We start from the raw sequence: 16,129 nt of genomic DNA on the forward strand, positions 1-16,129 counted from the left end.
TAACCCTGCGCGCCGTGCCCCCGGCCGTGGCCTCGTCGCCGGACGACTTTCTTGCCTGCATCAGTTGACAATCGTTAGGTTACGGTATTAACCTTACGCATGTAAGTCGATGCCGATGGCGTTTCCGTGTTCCTTTCAACGGCTCGCCGTTCTCGGCTCGCACCCATGACCCGGAGGTTCCCACCATGTTCGCCGCCACCCCGACCGCCGCCCCGACCCTGTTCGCCGCCACCACCGACGCCGTCCCCGCACATCGCGTGGGCGAGGTCGACAACCGCTCGACCTACATCAGCTTCGGACTTGCCTACGTTCTCGGCCACGGCGCCGCCGCGGTCTCCAAGGGAGCCAGCCCTCTGGTCGCGTTGCCCGGCTGGCTGCCCATGGCGCTCCTGGGGACGGGGCTCGCGGTCGGCACCGTCTACTCCACCGTCGCCGCCATCCGCGCCCAGCGCGGCGCGAGCAGGTCCGACGTCCTGTCCGGCAAGCTGCTCGGCGCTTCTTGGATCAGCGCCTTCACCGCGCTGTTCCTCGCCATCACCGGTCTGGCGTACACCCTCGACATGCCGGACCTGCAGACCATGCTCTGGCCCACCGGCTCCGGCTTCGTCGTCGGCCTGATCTACCTCGGCGAGGGCGCCGTCCGCCGCAACCTGCTGCACTACGGCCTCGGCACCTGGCTCGCCCTGATCTCCACCGCAGCGCTCTTCCTCGGCGCTCCCGGCCTCTTCTGGGTCCTCGCCATCGCCGGCGGCGGCGGCTACGCCGTCGCCTCGGTCCTCGAGCCCCGCCGCCTGACCGCGCTCGCGAAGCAAGCGCAGCGCTGACACCCACGCTGTTCCTCGGGAGGAACAGTGTCTCCTCTAGAGAGACAGGGGGCTCGCCGGCCGCGTGCTCATCTGCGTAGATCCGGGGCGCGATAAGCCTCGTTTCCGGAGCAAACGCGGGAGCCCGTCGACGCACGCTCGGCCCGCCCGCTGCGGCATGACGATCGCTGGCTCTTTCGCCGTACGCTTCAGCGCCTTGACCTTCGCGCACGCGCACCTCGATCGGCATACAGCGGCTCCTTCGCGACCCAGTTGGGATAACCGACGTTGGGCAGCCGACCGAGCTCGTGTAGCCTCCTCCCGGATAGGAGAGCGCGACCATGCTCGAAACGATCGATCCTTCGTCCACGGCTGCGTCAACGTCGGTTCGCAAGCCTGCAGCGCGTGCCCGCGGCTATCCGGTGGTAGGGCTGCTCCCGGGGTTGGTGCACGACGCGCCCAGCCTCTTCCTCCAGCTCGCACGGCAGCACCCGGGCGCGCTCATCGAGCTCGATCTCGGCCCCATCCGCGCCTACCTGGCGACGCACCCCGATCAGGCGCAGTACGTCCTCAACGACAACTGGCGCAACTTCACCAAGGAAGGTGGGATGTGGAAGCCCATCCGGAGGCTCATTGGCAACGGCCTCGTCTCGGCCAGCGGCGATGAATGGCTCCGGAACCGCCGGCGCATGCAGCCGCTGTTCGCGCCGCGGCAGCTCGCGGACCTGGTCGACCTCATGGTCGATGTCGTCGAGAGCGATCTGCCGCGGCTCGAGCAGCTGGCGCGCACCGGCGCCGTCGTCGAGGTGGACAGGGAGATGATGCAGCTCACCCAGCGCATCATCCTCGCGACCATGTTCGGCGTCAGCATCGCCCCCAGGGAGGCCGATAGCCTCGGCGACGCGCTCCTCACCGCCTTCCAGACGCTGAACGCGAGGATGTTCCTCTACTTCGTGCCCGACCGCCTGCTCCCGGGCGAGCGCGCGTTCAGGGACGCGCTCGCCAGAATCGACGAGGCGATCCTGCGCCTCGTCAAGGAACGCCGCCGGAGCGGAGAAGAGCGGGACGACCTCCTGTCGCTCCTCCTGCACGCGCGGGACGAGTCCGGCTCCCGCATGGACGACCGACAGCTCCGGGACGAGCTCGTCACCATGTTCATCGCCGGCAACGAGACCACGGCGATCACGATGACCTGGCTCTTCTACCTGCTCGACGGGCACCCCGAGGTCGAGCGCAAGCTCCGCGCGGAGATCGAGCAGGTCCTCGGCGACCGGCGGCCCACGGCCGCCGACCTGGCGAAGATGGAGTACGCGAAGATGGTGATCCAGGAGGCGATGCGCCTCTATCCGCCCTCCTGGCTCCTCCCGCGCGTGGCGAAGGAAGACGACGAGATCTGCGGCTATCCCGTGCGCGCCGGCGCCACCGTCATCGTCAGCCAGTACGTCATGCACCACGACCCCGCCTTCTGGGAGGCCCCCGAGAGGTTCGACCCCGAGCGCTTCACCCCCGAGCGCTCCGCCTCCCGCCCGCGCTACTCGTTCATGCCGTTCGGCGGCGGACCGCGGCAGTGCATCGGCAACCTGTTCGCGATCATGGAGGCGCAGATCCTCCTCGCCGTCCTGCTGCGGCGGCTCCGCACACGCCTCGTGCCCGGCCGCCCGGTGTCGCCCCAGGCCGTCACCACCCTCCGGCCGCGCCATGCCCTCAAGATGACGCTCCACCCCGCCTGATCGGAGCGCCCGCCGTCCGCGCGGTCCGCTCGATCGCGGCCGCCCGCTCGGTCGCGCGAGGCCGGCCGGCGTGAGCTCGGAGGTACCTCGGCGCGCCCGGGTCTCGTAAGATGGTGAGCTCATGCCGCGACCGCCGGCACGACTCCGCCCCCACCCCCGGCGCTGCTCGAGCGCACGGGCGAACACGACAGGCTCGGCGCCGAGGAGATCCATGTGAGCGCTCGAATCCCCCTTCCGCCGTTCCCGAAAGGCTGGTTTCAGGTCGCCTCTGCGGAGGAGCTGTCCGCCGGCGGCCCCCTCCCGCTCCGCTGCTTCGGCCAGGACCTGGTGCTGTTCCGGACGCAGGACGGCGAGGCCCGCGTCCTCGACGCCCACTGCCCGCACATGGGCGCCCACCTCGGGGTGGGGGGCCGCGTCGAGCAGCGCGGGATCCGGTGCCCGTTCCATGGATGGGTGATCTCCGGCGAGGGCGCGTGCGTGCACATCCCGTACGCGGACACGATCCCCCCGAAGGCGCGGGTCCGCTGCTGGGAGGTGCGGGAGCTCGACGGCGCCATCCTGGTCCACCACGCGCCCTCGGGCGACCCTCCGGCGTTCGAGATCCCGCCGCTCCCCGAGGCGCGCTCGGCGGAGTGGTCCCCGGGCATGAACAAGCGCTGGAGGGTCCGGACGCACGTCCAGGAGACGCTCGAGAACATCGTGGATCCGGCCCACTTCGTCGTGGTGCACAGCATGCCGCTGCAGCCCCGGACCGAGCTCGAGATCGACGGCCACGTCATCCGCTCCCGATCGGCGGTGAAGCAGAAGGGCCCGGGCGGGCAGGTGGTCGACGGCACGATCACCTGGGAAGGCCACGGCATGGGGTACGGGACGATCCGCTTCACCGGCATCGTCGAGCTCCTCTTCGTGAACACGGTCACCCCGATCGACGAGGAGCTCGTCGACGTGCGCGTCGCCTTCTGGCTGCGCAACGACGGCGCGCAGCGCCTCGGCCACGCCCTCGCCGCCGAGGTGTGCCGGCAGATCGAGGAGGACATCCCGATCTGGGAGAACAAGATCTATCGCCCCCAGCCCGTCCTGTGCGCCGGCGAGAAGACCATCATGACGTTCCGCAAGTGGAGCAGCCAGTTCCTCTGAGCGTCGGCGGCGTCGGCGGCGTCGGCGGCGTCGGCGGCGTCGGCGTCGGATTCCGCCCCGAGCTCGCCGCGGATCTGCTCGCCGCGCCCTCGGCCGTGGACTTCGTCGAGGTCGTGGCCGAGGCCTGCTTCGCGAGCCCGGCCGCGCGGCGCGAGGCCTCGGCCATCGCGCGCATCTGGCCGGTGGTGCCCCACGGGGTGAAGCTCTCGCTCGGCAGCGCCGAGGGCGTCGACCTCGATCGCGCCCGCCGCCTCGGGGCGCTCTGCCGCGAGCTCGGGGCCCCGGTCGTGAGCGAGCACGTCGCCTTCGTGCGCGGCGGCGGGCGCGAGATCGGGCACCTCACCGCCCTGCCGTACACGCTCGAGGCGGCCCGCGTCGTCGCGCGGAACGTCGCCGCCGCCCGGCGGGCGCTCCCGGACATCCCGCTCCTGCTCGAGAACGCCGCGCGCACGCTGCGCTTCCCCGACGACGCCCTCGACGAGGGGAGCTTCTACGCCGAGGTCGTCGCCCGCACCGGCTGCGACCTCCTCCTCGACGTCGGCAACGTCTACGCGAACGCCGTCAACGCCGGCGTCGATCCCGGGGCGCTCGCCCGGTCGTACCCGCTCGAGCGCGTGGCGATGATCCACGTCGCCGGCGGCGCCCGCGAGCACGGCTTCTACTTCGACACGCACGCCCACCCCGTGCCCGAGCCGGTCTTCGCCCTCCTCGCCGCGGTCCTCGCGGCCACCGGGCCGGTCCCGATCCTCCTCGAGCGCGACGGCGACTTCCCCCCCTTCGCCGCCCTCGCCGCCGAGCTCGCGGCCGCCCGCGCGCTCGCCCGGTCCGCGCCGCCGCGCCGCGCGCCGCCCCCGCCGCGCGCCGCGCCGCCGCCCTCGCCCACCGGCGATCCGCCCGCCGGTGCCGCGGCGCTCGCCGCGGTCCAGGCGCGCGTGGCCGCGCTCCTCACCGCCCCGCGCGAGCCGTCGCCGGCCGACGTCCGGCCGTTCGCGGCCGACGAGGTCGCGCGATCGCGCGCGATCCTCCAGCGCAAGCGGGTCGACGACGCGCTCCCGCTCTTGCCGCGGCTCGCGGCGCACCGCGACGCGGCCGCGCGCCTCGGGGCCCGGTGCGTCGAGGCGTCGCCGCGGGCCCCGCGCCTCGCCGCGGTCGCCGACGCGCTCCGGATCGCCGCCGCGGCGGCGGCCGACGAGCGCCTCGCGGCCGAGGCGCTCGTCGATCGCCTGCTCCTCCGCGCCCGCTTCGCCGGGCCGGCGGCCGACGGGAGCGTGCGGCCCAGGCTCCTGCCGTTCATTCGGCGGGAACGGCTGCCCGGAGGTCGGGTAATCTGGGCGATCAAGGGGATGGGATCGAGCGCCGATGTCCGGCTCGTCGAGCCGCGAAGATAGCCTATGAAAGACGGATCGAACGCCACGGGGAGCGCGGTCTCCCGCTTGCCGGCGCCGGTGCGGGCGCGGCTCGTCGAGCTCAAGGAGAGCCTGGAGCGGGCGCTCGGCGACCGGCTCGCGTGCCTGCTCGTCTACGGCAGCGCGGCGCGGGGCGGCTACCGCGACGGCCAGAGCGACGTGGACCTGATGGTGGTGCTCGAGGAGGCGTCCCGCGAGAGCCTCGACGCGATCGCCAACGCGCTCCGGCTCGCGCGCTACGCGGCCCGGATCGAGGCGATGATCCTCACCGCGGCCGAGATCCCGCAGGCCGCGGACGTGTTCCCGCTGCTCTACGACGACATCCGCCGGTGCCACGTGCTCCTCTCCGGCCGCGACCCGTTCTCGGCGCTGGTGATCGACGGCAAGAACCGCCGCCTGCGCGTCGAGCAGGAGCTCCGCGAGGCGCAGATCCGGCTCCGGCGCGCGGTGGTGGACGGGATGGGCTCGGACGACGCCCTGCGGGGCGCGGTGCTCCGCAAGGTGAAGCAGATCCGCGGCCCGCTGCACGCCCTGCTCGGCCTGCGCGGGGTCGACGGCGACGACGATCTCGGCACGGTGCTCGCCGGCGCTGGCAAGCTGCTCGGCGTGGACGTCGCCCCGCTGCAGCGGGCCCGCGAGGCGCCGGGCGCGGCCTACGAGGCGCTGGCGGAGCTGCTCGCCCGCGCGGTCGAGGACGTCGATCGGCTCGAGCACGGGGAGGCGGCGCGATGATCCACGAGATCTTCGACTTCTTCCCGTTCAACATCGCGTCGGGGCCGGAGTTCTTGCTGTTCTACTTCGTGCTGTCGTCGTCCGGCCTCTTCTTCGCCGCGCTGGCGCGCAAGGCGCTCGGCGCGTCGCTCGATCGCGCGGCGGCGCAGCCGGGCGGCGCGCCGGCGGCCGCCGCGGCCGCGGCGGGCACGCCGTACCGCTTCCACGCGCCGCCGCCGCAGCGGCAGCGGCTCTCGGTGGGCTGGATCCCGCAGCCGGACGAGTACTGGGCGATCGCGTATCTCCGGGAAGAGAACAAGGGCGTCGCGGCCACGCTGATCGCGGTCGCGATGGCCGCGGGGTGGCTCGTCCCTGGCGGCGACGGGAAGGGGGAGTCGTTCCAGGTGGCGGGCGGCGCCCCGCCGCGGGACCGGGTGCTCTCGGCGTTCTTCGGCCTGCTCACGTCGCTCCGCGCGGGCGGCGATCCGAGCGCGGCGCTCTCGGTGGCGCAGGTGCGCGCCTCGGCCGAGCGGGTCGCGGCCGACGTCGAGCCGGAGATCCGCGAGGAGCTCGCCGCCGCCGGGATGATCCGGCCGCGGGGGAGGGTGGCGATCCTCTCGGCGGTGATCTGGGCCGTGGGCGTCGTCCTGCTCGGCGTGGGGCTGATCCGCGTCCTGCGCGCGGAGGAGCTCCACCGGCCGCACACGTTCCTGGTGGTGGAGATGATCGCGCTCCTGTTCGCCACGTGGATCGTGGCGAGGAGCACGAGCGCGTACAGCGCCCAGAGGTCGGCCTATCTCGAGTGGATCGAGGACTCGACCGTCTCGCTGCGCGCCGACGTCGCGGGGGGCCGCCGCCGGGAGGCGGTGGACATCGGCTTGACGGTGGCGGCGACCGGCACGGCGGCGCTCGCGATGTCGCCGCTCTTCGGGCCGATGATCTTCGCGATCACCCCGCCGCGCATGGTCTCGACCGAGGGCGGCTCCGGCGGCTCGGGGTGCAGCTCGTCGAGCTGCGGCGGCGGCGGCGGCTGCGGTGGTGGCGGCGGCTGCGGCGGTGGCGGTGGCTGCGGCGGGTGATGCCTGCTTCGAGGTGCTCGACGCCCTCGGCCTGTGCCGGCTGACCCGGCGCACCGGCGACCTCGACGGCGCGGTGCCGCTCCGGGTGGCCAAGGCGTGCGTGCCGCTCCTCGAGGGCAACGCGTTCGGTCACCAGATCACGCTGGCGCGGCCGATCGAGGTGCAGCGGCGCCTCGGGTCGCTCCGCGCCGAGCCTGCGGGCGAGCACCGCGAGGCGCTGCTCCGCGCCCACCGCGCCGCGCTGCCCCGGCTCGTGTCGCAGGGCTTCCTGGCGCCGGACGGGGCGTGGCACCGGGCGCTGCGCGGCGGCGTCGCCTGGACGTGCCGGACGGGGCTGGGGCCGCCGCGCCTGCGGCTGTGGACCGGGCTCCTGGTGCGCCCGGACCCTGGCGTGTGGCTGCGGGTCGCGGGCGCGGCGAACCGCCGCAACGTGCTGATCGAGGTGAGCGAGGCGTACCTCGCCGACGAGCGCGCCTTCGTCCCGCTGGTGATCGAGCTGCGCGTCCGCGACGAGGCGCCGCGGCGCCTGCGGCTCGAGGGCGAGATCGGCTGCCTCGCGCCGGTGCGCCCCGGCGTGCGGATCGAGGCCTGCGCGCTGGCGGACGCGCCCGAGGTGGGGCGGGCGCACGCGGAGTTCTACGACGCGAGGTACTTCGCGGTGAAGAAGGGCGAGGTGACCCGCAAGTACCGGCGCCTCGTGGGACGCGAGGCCGGCGCGCGGAAGGGGCGTGCGGGTGAAGGGGGCGCGGGCGAGGGGAGCGCGCGAGCGGGAGATGCGGGCGAGGGGGGCGCGCGAGCGGGAGATGCGGGCGAGGGGAGCGCGGGGCCTGCGCGCGTGCGGCTGGTGGTTGCCGGGCCGGCGGCGCCCGAGATCGCCGAGGTGACCGAGGTCACGACCGCGGCCGGGCCGGATCCGGTCCCGTGGCGCGGAGGCGCGCGGGGCCTCGCGTCGCTCGTGGTGAGGAACGCCGTGCCGTTCCGCGCGACGTTCGACGGGCACACGCTCGCCGTCGCGCCGGACGCGCCGCGCCTGGCCGAGGGCGCGGCCGCGGTGGAGCGCACCTTCGCCGGGGTCTTCGGCGCGGAGTTCATCGCCGCGAACCGCGGGGCGCTCTGGTACCTGACGAAGTACTTCACGCCCCACCCGCCGGGCGAGCCGCACTTCTTCGTGAAGCCGTGGGCCTTCACCCGGACGCCGCCGGGCTGGTCGAGCCTGCTCGACGGCGTCCACGGCGACGGCTACGACGTGATGCGCGGCGTGGTCGCGACCGACGTCTTCTTCGCGACCCCCGCGGTGTTCCACGTGCGCCGGATCGGGGCGCCGATCGAGGTGCCCGAGGGCGCGCCGCTGCTCCGGGTCCTGCCGATCCCGCGCGACCTGCTCCGGGCCGGCTTCCGGGAGGCGCGTTTCCTCGATGCGTGAGCGGCGTGGACGGCGCGGTCATTGGATCTGTATGTGTTGGATAAGAATGATGATTTGGCCCTTCGAGCGCCCCCGCGGAGCGCGCCCGTGAGCGAGCGGTGGATCTGGCCCGGCGCCGAGCGCGGTCCGGCGAGGCTCCTCGACGAGCTCGCGGCGCGCGGCTTCTCGGTCCTCCGCGGCGACGCCTCGCTGGCCCCCGAGGAGGCCGCGCGGGCGCCGTGGAGCTTCGCCGAGCGGCTCCTCGGGTCGAGGCCGCGCCTTGTCGAGCGGCAGCCGATCAAGGCCGTGCCGGGAGGGAGGTCGTTCGCCGCGAGCTCCGCGGCGGCGCCGCTCCACACCGACAGCCAGAGCTTCGCGGGCGCGCCGCCGGCCGCGCAGATCATGGCCTGCGTCCGGCCCGCGGAGCGCGGCGGCGCCTGCCTCCTGCTCGACGGCTGGGCGCTGCTCGCGGCGATCGAGCGCGCCGACCCCGAGCTCTTCCGCGCGCTCTTCACGGTCCACCGGCGCATCCCGTTCGTCTTCGGCGACGTCTTCGGCCCCACGGTGTCGCTCCGCGACGGCGCCCTCGCGCTGACGCACGCGCCGGTCGCGCCGCCGGGGGACGCGATCGCCGCGCGCCTCGCGCGGTTCGTCGAGGCGTCGCGGCGCGAGGTGATCGAGCTCGCGCTCGGCCCGGGGGACCTCCTGGTGGTCGACAACCGGCGCATGCTCCACGGCCGCCGTGCGTTCGAGGGCGGCGCGCGCGAGCTCGTGCGGCTGCTCGTCTGGATGGAGGCGCCGCTCCCGTCGCCGCCCGCGTACCGCGCGCTGGCCGCCCAGGTCGCCGAGGCGGCCTCGCGCCGCCTCGCCGCCGCGCCGGAGGCGACGCGGCGGCGGCTCGGCCTCGGCGCGCCGGCCCCGCCCGCGGCGAGGCGCCGCCTCGGGGTGGTCCTGGAGATGCTGCGCGGCGTCCCGCCGGGGGTGCTCGCCGCGCGCGAGCGCATCCCCGAGCCGGAGCTCTACCGGCTCCGCGACGCGGCGCTCGCCGCCGCCGAGGCGGCGCTCGCGGAGGGCGCGGAGGGCGCGGAGGACGGCGCGCTGGCCGAGGCGATGGCGCGGATGGGCCGGGGGTGAGGGGGTGAGCGGCGCGCGCGCCGCGCAGAGGACGTCGTGCTATCGGCCGGCGGGTCGGTCGCTTCGGACGGCGCGACGTCCGGCGCGCTCGGCGCCGAGGCCGAGGCGGGCGGCGTGGTTGCCCAGGGCCGCCGGAGGGCCGAGACAGATGTCATCCGTCAGCGTGCGCGTCCCGCTCTCGTCACTGCGCGACGCAGTTCTCCTTCATCACTTCCCAAACTGCATCCCCGGTGGCGATGCTGCCGGGAGAGGTGGGGTGGATGCCGTCTTGCGTATATTCGTTGTGTCCGTTCCAGACCGGACGAAGGTCCAACCAGTAACACTTCGGCGACGTGAGCCCGTCGCACAACGCCTTCATCTTCGGCCGGAGCGTGTCGAGGCAGGATTTGAGCGATGCGTACTGGTTCCCGATGGGGTCTGGATAGAAGAAATAGACCACCTTTTCGACGTTGTCCTCGGTCATGGTTTTGAACAGCGACTCCGCCGCCGCGAGGGCTGCGTCGCCGTCCCCCCTCAACAAGCAGTCGTTCCCGCCGCCATCCATCAGCACGTACTTGATCATGCCGTTCTCCGCGGCTTTGCGGTACTGGCTGGGAATCTGATCGTTGGCCAACGTCGTGCCGCTGACGGAGTTGTCGATATAGCGCTCGTTCTCGGCGAGGGAGCCGTTGGCCTTGGCCTGCTTCTCGATCTGTTGCGTGATGCCGTGAGTCAAGGCGATGAACGATTCGCCGATGACCGCGACCTGATTTCCCTTGGTTTGGCCCTTGACGCACTCGCCCGAGCTCCCGCCTGTGCCGCTCGTTTCTCCGCCGCTGGCCGAGCTGCTGGCCTGCGCGGTGCTTGCGTCACCGCTGCCCGAGGTGCCCTCGGCCGCTGAGCCTCCGGTACCCCCAGGGCCCGTGCCGCCCGTGCCGGCCGAAGCCGTGGTGCCCGCGCCGCTGGTGGTAGCCCCGTCAGAGGTGCCTCCGCTGGTCGAGGACGTATCACCGTCATTCGCCTCGCCACAGGCCCAAATGCCGGTGCTCAGGAGACCGAGGACGATCAAATTCGTAGAGACGCAGCGACGTATTGACCGCATATTTTTATTCTCCATCAACAGCTGAGCTTGTCGCGCAGGGGACAGCGATGTCCTCCCCAGAGCGCTACAAGCATCCATCTGGCCTGTAGGGTGAGGGAGGCTCAACGGCGCTCGTCGTAGACAGCTCGACCCGGGGGCTACGAATTCCAGCGCGATTGTTCCGAGATCGCCGTCCGTCCTCGCATCGCCCGATGCAAGTGACCGCCACGACTTCGTACCCGAGCCAGCTGGATCGAGGTATAGGCATACTCACCTATGCCTCGATGCGAGACGTCACGCCCACGTTGGTGGAGTGAACAATTCGGGTGAGAGTCGAATTCGGGGTTCACCACACAAACTGCGGGATCTGCGGGACCTACGCCGGGCTGACGGAACGGTCTTCCCTGCGATCCGACGCCCCCTGGGAAAGCGACGTTGGTCCAACCGTTGGGGATCGCGCGCCCCGCGCGGGCGCGCCGCCGGGCGTTCGAGGGCGGGGCGCGTGAGCTGGTGCGGCTGCTCGTCTGGATGGAGGCGCCGATCCCGTGGCCGCCCGCGTACCGCGCGCCCCAGGGCGTGGCGCTCTTCGGCCACGGGCTGCCTCGCGCGGTCGTGGGCGCGGACGCGCGCGAGGCGCTGGATGCTGGGAACGCGGCGTGCGTAGGCCCCCGATGGTCCCACGCCATGGCGTGCAACACCGCTGCTTCCGGTTTGGTGCGCCGCGGGCCTCCGGATATGCTCGCGCGGTATGGCCTCACGTCCTCCCGGTGCCGCTTCGCTGTGCGGGCTCGCCCACGGCAGCGACTCGGGCCGGTCGGCGGCGGAGCCATCCAAGGAGCAGCGAAATGACGAGAAGAGATCTGGACCCTGAGGCTTTGCGTGGTCGCATCGCGGTCGTCGCGGGGGCGACACGAGGGGCCGGCCGCGGGATCGCGGCCGCCCTGGGAGAGGCCGGCGCCACGGTGATCTGTACCGGCCGCAGCAGCCGCGACCGCTCCCTGCAATCCGACTACGACCGCCCGGAGACGATCGAGGAGACCGCCGAGCTCGTCACCTCGCTGGGCGGCCACGGCATCCCCATGGTCGTCGACCACCTCGACGCCTCCCAGGTCAAGCGTCTGGCGGATCAGATCCGGGATGCGCACGGGCACATCGACATCTTGGTCAACGACATCTGGGGTGCGGAGCGGCTCAAAGGCGGACCCTCCGAATGGAACACGCCCATCTGGCGGCACGACCTCCAGAAGGGGCTCCGGATTCTCCGCCTCGCCATCGATACGCACCTGATCACCTCCCACCACCTCATCCCGCTCCTGATCGCTCGCCCCGGAGGCCTTCTGGTCGAGGTGACCGACGGCACCGCCGACTACAACGCGTCGCGGTACCGCATCTCGGTGTTCTATGACCTGGCCAAGGCTGCAGTGAATCGTCTGGCGTTCTCCCAAGGCCACGAGCTCGCGCCACATGGGGCCACGGCCGTGGCGATCAGCCCCGGATGGCTCCGCTCCGAGATGATGCTCGAGAACTACAAGGTCACCGAGGACAACTGGCGCGCCGCGCCCTCTCCGCCTGGGTTTGCGGTATCGGAGTCGCCTCGCTACGTGGGGCGCGCGGTCGTGGCGCTCGCGACCGACCCCAACCGTGCGCGATGGAACCAGCGGTCGGTGACATCAGCGCAGCTGGCGGCCGCGTACGGCTTCACGGACCTCGACGGATCACGCCCCGATGTGTGGCGATACAATCAGGCGGTCGAGGACGGCGACCAGGACGCCAATCCGAGCGACTACCGGTGAGCATGCGTCAGTTGCTATCCTTTACAGGCGCTCCCCGCGCTGGAGGCCCGTCACCAGGTGGCGCGCGAGCGTTCCGCGGCCGGCAGGAAGATCGCGCGCTCCGCGCCCCCGATGCGACGTGACATCGAGGAGACGTGGGCCTTGACCAGGCGGATCGCGACAGCTCGCCCCCTCTGGCGGCGCGGCGCCCAGCGGCGCCGCGCCTGGCGGGCGACCCAGAAGCGCCGGCACGCCGACGACAAAACGACACCGGACGGTTTCGGAACTTGACGGTATCGAAACTGCGCGGTATCGATATGTGCAGAGGGTGAGGTGACCGCATGACCCAGAACGAGGACGAGCCCGCCGAGGTGGAGCCCCCGCGGCCGGGGCGCAAGCGAGACCACTCGCGCGACGCCAAGATCCTCGACGCCGCGCTCGAGGTCCTCGCCGAGGTGGGCGCAGCGGGCTTGACGATGGACTTGGTGGCCGCGCGGGCCGGGGCCGGGAAGGCGACCATCTACCGTCGTTGGACCTCGAAGGCGGAGCTGGTCATCGACGCCGTCGCGCACATGAAGCGCAATCAGGTCGATCTCGAGCATCTGCCCGACACGGGCACGCTCCGCGGCGACCTCCTCGGCTTGTTCAAGCCGCAGTCGATCGAAGAGGGCGAGCGCAAGCTCAAGATCATGACCGGGCTCGCCTCGCTGCTCTCGCAGGAGCACGCGCTCGCCGAGGCCGCCAACAGCGCGATCGTCGAGCCGTGGGCCGAAGCGCATTTCGCGCTCATGCAGCGCGCCGTGGCGCGCGGCGAGGTCTCGGCGTCCGCCGACATCGGCACCCTGTCCCGGGTCATCGCGTCGATGGCCGCGTACCGCACCTTGGTCCAGCGCAAGCCGTTCGACTTTGCCTTCCTCGTGTCGATGGTCGACGGCGTCATCGTGCCGGCCCTCCGGAATCAACCCTCCGACGCGCCGCCAGGCTCGACGGGCCACCGGCCCGGACACACCGCCTCACCGGCCCACGAATCCACGCCGCCCCGGCGGGCCGCGCGCGCGCGGACACGCTCGAAACCCTGAACTTGCCTAGGAGAACGTCATGACCGTCAGCGTTACAAACCACCTCAACTTCCGTGGCGATGCCCGAGCGGCGCTGGAGTTTTACCAGTCCGTGTTCGGCGGTGACGTCACCATCGTCACCTACAAGGACGCCCACAACGTCCAGGCTCCTTCAGAGGCCGATCAGGTGATGTGGGGCCAGGTCGCCGCCAAGAACGGCTTCCGCGTGATGGCTTACGATGTGCCCTCCCGGACGCCATGGGAGCAAGGCGAGAACGCGTTCTTCGTCTCGGTCCGCGGCGACTCGGCCGCCGAGATCACCGCGCTCTGGGGGAAGCTCTCCGCTGGCGCGACCATCGCACAGCCCCTGGCGCCGTCGGGATGGACCCCCCTGTACGGCATGCTCAAGGATCGCTTCGGTGTCACGTGGGTCCTGGATGTCGCGACGGAGTACAAGGCGTCCTGAGCGCGCGGAAGAGCGCGCGCGGCGCGGACGCGCGCTCTTCGATGGTTCGAGCGTGGACCCCCACACCGATGGGTTCCCCTCCAGGAGACAGCGATGACCCAGTCGTTTGGATCGACGTCGACCACGGATGAATTGCTCGAGGGCCGTGATCTCAGCGGCAAACGCATCCTGGTCACCGGCGTGTCCGCCGGCCTCGGCGTCGAGACGGCGCGCGCGTTGGTCGCCCACGGCGCCCACGTCGTGGGCGCAGCGCGGAACCTCGAGAAAGCGGAGGCGGCGACCCGCGGGGTGCGAGCGGCGAGCGCCGGATCCGGACGGCTCGAGCTGGTGGAGCTGGACCTCGCCTCGCTGACCAGCGTGCGCCGCTGCGCCGACAGCTTGCTGAGGCAGGGGGAGCCGCTCGACGTCGTCATCGCCAACGCCGGTGTGATGGCGTGCCCGTTCGGCCTGACCGAGGATGGGTTCGAGCTGCAATTCGGCACGAACCACCTCGGCCATTTCGTGCTCGTCAACCGGATCTCGCCCTTGCTGCGGGCGGGCTCGAGGGTGGTGTCCCTCTCGTCCGCGGGGCATCGCTACGCGGACGTCGACCTCGACGATCCTCATTTCGAGCGCACGCGTTACGAGCCGTTCGTCGCCTACGGGCGCTCCAAGACCGCGAACATCCTGTTCGCGGTGGAGCTCGATCGACGCCTCCGCGAGCGCGGGGCGCGCGCCACCGCCGTGCATCCGGGCGTCATCGAGACCGAGCTCGGGCGTCACCTCCCCGGCGACGCCCTCTCGACCCTGGTCGAGCGGGTCAATGCGGACCTCGCTGCTCGAGGCAAACCGCCGTTCGCGCCCAAGACGATCCCCCAAGGCGCGGCGACCTCGGTCTGGGCTGGGGTGGTGGCGGAGCCGGACGAGGTCGGCGGCCGCTACTGCGAGAACTGCCATGTCACCACGAGGGTGACCCTCGACCCGATCGATCCCATCAGCGAAGGTGTCCGCCCGTATGCGCTCGATCTCGAGCGAGCAGCGGCGCTCTGGGCGAAGAGCGAGGCATGGGTCCGCGAGCGCTTCTGAGCCGACGGGCGAGCGCCTTCACCTGCGGCAAGATCTTGCCGCGCTTCCGGCAAGCCCCGGCAAGATCTTGCCAGCCTCCGCGCCGCTCGGTCGCGCGCGAGCGAGCGAGCGCGCCCGAGGAGCGGACCCCTCAGCGCTGGTCAGCGCGGGCCTGATCCTGAATGGCGTTGAACACGGCGGCGATCTCATCGGCGCCGTGGCCGAGCTGCAATGCCCGTTTGAAGTAGGACAGGATGAGCTCCGGGATGCGCCGGTCGACGTTGTTCTCCCGGCTGAGGCGCGCGATGTGCTCGATGGCGCCGACGTGAATGTCCAGCGTGCAGTCGGTCCCCTTGAAGTCGCCGGTCGCCAGCATCTTCTTGCTCATGTCGGCGGTGATCGAGATGAGCGGCATGATCGCCTGAACACCGGCGAAGTACGCGTCGAGGGGAAACTTCTCCGACGCGCAGATCGCCGCCCCGTGCAGGACCGACAGCGTGGCGCCGTAAAAGCTCTCCAGCAGAGCGCAGTCGAGCGCTGCCGCGGCCCCGATCGGCTCGCCGACGTGGGAGGTGGCCCCGCCGAGGACGCGCAGCGTCGCCTCGTGGCGGTCGTAGAGCGCCTTGGGACCCGAGTAGAACACCGCCGTCTGCTCACCACCGATGTAGCTGGGGTAAGCCATGATGCAGCCGTCCAGGTAGTTGATCCCGAGCTCCGACGTCCATGCCGCCCCGCTGCGGGCGTCGTTGGGCGTGCCGCTGGTCAGCTGTACCAGCGTCCGGCCCTTCGCGGCCTCGGCCACGAGGGGAGCGCGGAGGACCTGGTCGCTCGCTTCGTAGTTGGACAGCGAGATGATGGTCAGGTCGCTCTCGCCGCATGCCTGCTCGGGCGTCGCCGCCACCTTCGCCTGGCCCTGAAACGGCTCGGCCTTGCCGTGGGTCCGGTTCCATACGGTCACCCGATGGCCGGCGCCGATGTAGGCGCGCGCCAGCGCGGCGCCCATTTGACCCAAGCCGATGATGGACACGGTCTCTTTGTGCGACATGAAGCTGGTTCCTCTTTCCTGGGATCGCCTGCGGGTATCCGAGCGCGCGCCCTTCAGGCTCTATTCCGTGGCGCGATCGGTTCGAGCCGACCGCCGTCGAGGACGCGGGCGAGGCATGCACGCCTGCCATGAAACGAGCGCTTCGCGCGAGCCCTGCGGCTGCCGAGGGACACCAGACTCAGAGGCTACCGAGGGCGGAGGAAAAGTGAAAGGGTCCGAGGAGGTCGAGGGCGAATCGCCGCGCCCGCTTCGGGCGGCAGAAGCAGGTGTTGCCGTCGTCGA

Annotated in this window: 14 protein-coding genes; 12 read left to right on the plus strand and 2 right to left on the minus strand. The window is 71.8% G+C overall.

The annotated features are described in order from the left end of the window. Positions 1–185: 185 nt before the first annotated feature. The 8 genes from WMF20_RS10890 (at position 186) to WMF20_RS10925 (ending at position 9,402) form a co-directional block, all read left to right on the plus strand. Positions 186–824: an ABC transporter permease gene (locus WMF20_RS10890; protein ID WP_437612991.1), complete on the plus strand. Its 639-nt coding sequence runs from the start codon at positions 186–188 to the stop codon at positions 822–824. 401 nt (positions 825–1,225) lie between these two features. Continuing rightward, the gene (locus tag WMF20_RS10895) at positions 1,226–2,533 is read left to right on the plus strand and encodes a cytochrome P450 (protein ID WP_437612993.1); all 1,308 of its coding nucleotides are present in this window, start codon (positions 1,226–1,228) and stop codon (positions 2,531–2,533) included. A gap of 213 nt (positions 2,534–2,746) precedes the next feature. Further along, positions 2,747–3,670 carry a Rieske 2Fe-2S domain-containing protein gene (locus WMF20_RS10900; RefSeq protein ID WP_437612995.1) on the plus strand — a complete coding sequence of 308 codons (924 nt, stop codon included), beginning with the start codon at positions 2,747–2,749 and terminating at the stop codon, positions 3,668–3,670. Continuing rightward, positions 3,649–5,058: a DUF692 domain-containing protein gene (locus WMF20_RS10905; RefSeq protein ID WP_437612997.1), complete on the plus strand. Its 1,410-nt coding sequence runs from the start codon at positions 3,649–3,651 to the stop codon at positions 5,056–5,058. The genes WMF20_RS10900 and WMF20_RS10905 overlap by 22 nt, the downstream gene beginning before the upstream one ends. 3 nt (positions 5,059–5,061) lie before the next feature. Beyond that, positions 5,062–5,808 (plus strand): nucleotidyltransferase domain-containing protein, encoded by a 747-nt coding sequence (locus tag WMF20_RS10910; RefSeq protein WP_437612999.1) that lies wholly within the window; start codon positions 5,062–5,064, stop codon positions 5,806–5,808. Continuing rightward, positions 5,805–6,866: a hypothetical protein gene (locus tag WMF20_RS10915; protein ID WP_437613001.1), complete on the plus strand. Its 1,062-nt coding sequence runs from the start codon at positions 5,805–5,807 to the stop codon at positions 6,864–6,866. The genes WMF20_RS10910 and WMF20_RS10915 overlap by 4 nt, the downstream gene beginning before the upstream one ends. After that, a complete protein-coding gene (locus tag WMF20_RS10920; protein ID WP_437613003.1) occupies positions 6,823–8,289 on the plus strand; it encodes a hypothetical protein in 1,467 nt (488 codons plus the stop codon). Before WMF20_RS10915 ends, WMF20_RS10920 begins: the two co-directional genes overlap by 44 nt. An 87-nt stretch (positions 8,290–8,376) precedes the next feature. Continuing rightward, positions 8,377–9,402: a TauD/TfdA family dioxygenase gene (locus tag WMF20_RS10925; RefSeq protein ID WP_437613005.1), complete on the plus strand. Its 1,026-nt coding sequence runs from the start codon at positions 8,377–8,379 to the stop codon at positions 9,400–9,402. 181 nt (positions 9,403–9,583) lie between these two features. Here WMF20_RS10925 and WMF20_RS10930 read toward each other — a convergent pair whose 3' ends face one another. Continuing rightward, a complete protein-coding gene (locus WMF20_RS10930) occupies positions 9,584–10,498 on the minus strand; it encodes an SGNH/GDSL hydrolase family protein (protein ID WP_437617099.1) in 915 nt (304 codons plus the stop codon). A gap of 809 nt (positions 10,499–11,307) precedes the next feature. On the opposite strand from WMF20_RS10930, the gene WMF20_RS10935 reads away from it, so the two are divergent. The 4 genes from WMF20_RS10935 (at position 11,308) to WMF20_RS10950 (ending at position 14,823) form a co-directional block, all read left to right on the plus strand. Continuing rightward, the gene (locus WMF20_RS10935; protein ID WP_437613007.1) at positions 11,308–12,255 is read left to right on the plus strand and encodes an SDR family oxidoreductase; all 948 of its coding nucleotides are present in this window, start codon (positions 11,308–11,310) and stop codon (positions 12,253–12,255) included. Between the two features lie 320 nt (positions 12,256–12,575). Beyond that, positions 12,576–13,313 carry a TetR/AcrR family transcriptional regulator gene (locus WMF20_RS10940; protein ID WP_437613009.1) on the plus strand — a complete coding sequence of 246 codons (738 nt, stop codon included), beginning with the start codon at positions 12,576–12,578 and terminating at the stop codon, positions 13,311–13,313. Between the two features lie 19 nt (positions 13,314–13,332). Then, positions 13,333–13,758 carry a VOC family protein gene (locus tag WMF20_RS10945; protein WP_437613011.1) on the plus strand — a complete coding sequence of 142 codons (426 nt, stop codon included), beginning with the start codon at positions 13,333–13,335 and terminating at the stop codon, positions 13,756–13,758. Between the two features lie 93 nt (positions 13,759–13,851). Beyond that, entirely contained in the window at positions 13,852–14,823 is a 972-nt protein-coding gene (locus WMF20_RS10950) for an SDR family NAD(P)-dependent oxidoreductase (protein WP_437613013.1), read from the plus strand. Between the two features lie 130 nt (positions 14,824–14,953). On the opposite strand, the gene WMF20_RS10955 is transcribed toward WMF20_RS10950, so the two are convergent. Next, a complete protein-coding gene (locus WMF20_RS10955; protein WP_437617100.1) occupies positions 14,954–15,904 on the minus strand; it encodes an NAD(P)-dependent oxidoreductase in 951 nt (316 codons plus the stop codon). Positions 15,905–16,129 lie beyond the last annotated feature (225 nt).

The sequence above is a fragment of the Sorangium sp. So ce834 genome (assembly GCF_051521425.1).
Lineage (GTDB): Bacteria > Myxococcota_A > Polyangia > Polyangiales > Polyangiaceae > Sorangium > Sorangium cellulosum_D.

Coding starts and splice junctions, on each gene's coding strand:
- WMF20_RS10930 (WP_437617099.1), bottom strand. CDS start 10,498: ATGGAGAATAAAAATATGCGGTCAATACGTCGCTGCGTCTCTACGAAT.
- WMF20_RS10890 (WP_437612991.1), top strand. CDS start 186: ATGTTCGCCGCCACCCCGACCGCCGCCCCGACCCTGTTCGCCGCCACC.
- WMF20_RS10935 (WP_437613007.1), top strand. CDS start 11,308: ATGACGAGAAGAGATCTGGACCCTGAGGCTTTGCGTGGTCGCATCGCG.
- WMF20_RS10940 (WP_437613009.1), top strand. CDS start 12,576: ATGACCCAGAACGAGGACGAGCCCGCCGAGGTGGAGCCCCCGCGGCCG.
- WMF20_RS10915 (WP_437613001.1), top strand. CDS start 5,805: ATGATCCACGAGATCTTCGACTTCTTCCCGTTCAACATCGCGTCGGGG.
- WMF20_RS10910 (WP_437612999.1), top strand. CDS start 5,062: ATGAAAGACGGATCGAACGCCACGGGGAGCGCGGTCTCCCGCTTGCCG.
- WMF20_RS10950 (WP_437613013.1), top strand. CDS start 13,852: ATGACCCAGTCGTTTGGATCGACGTCGACCACGGATGAATTGCTCGAG.
- WMF20_RS10945 (WP_437613011.1), top strand. CDS start 13,333: ATGACCGTCAGCGTTACAAACCACCTCAACTTCCGTGGCGATGCCCGA.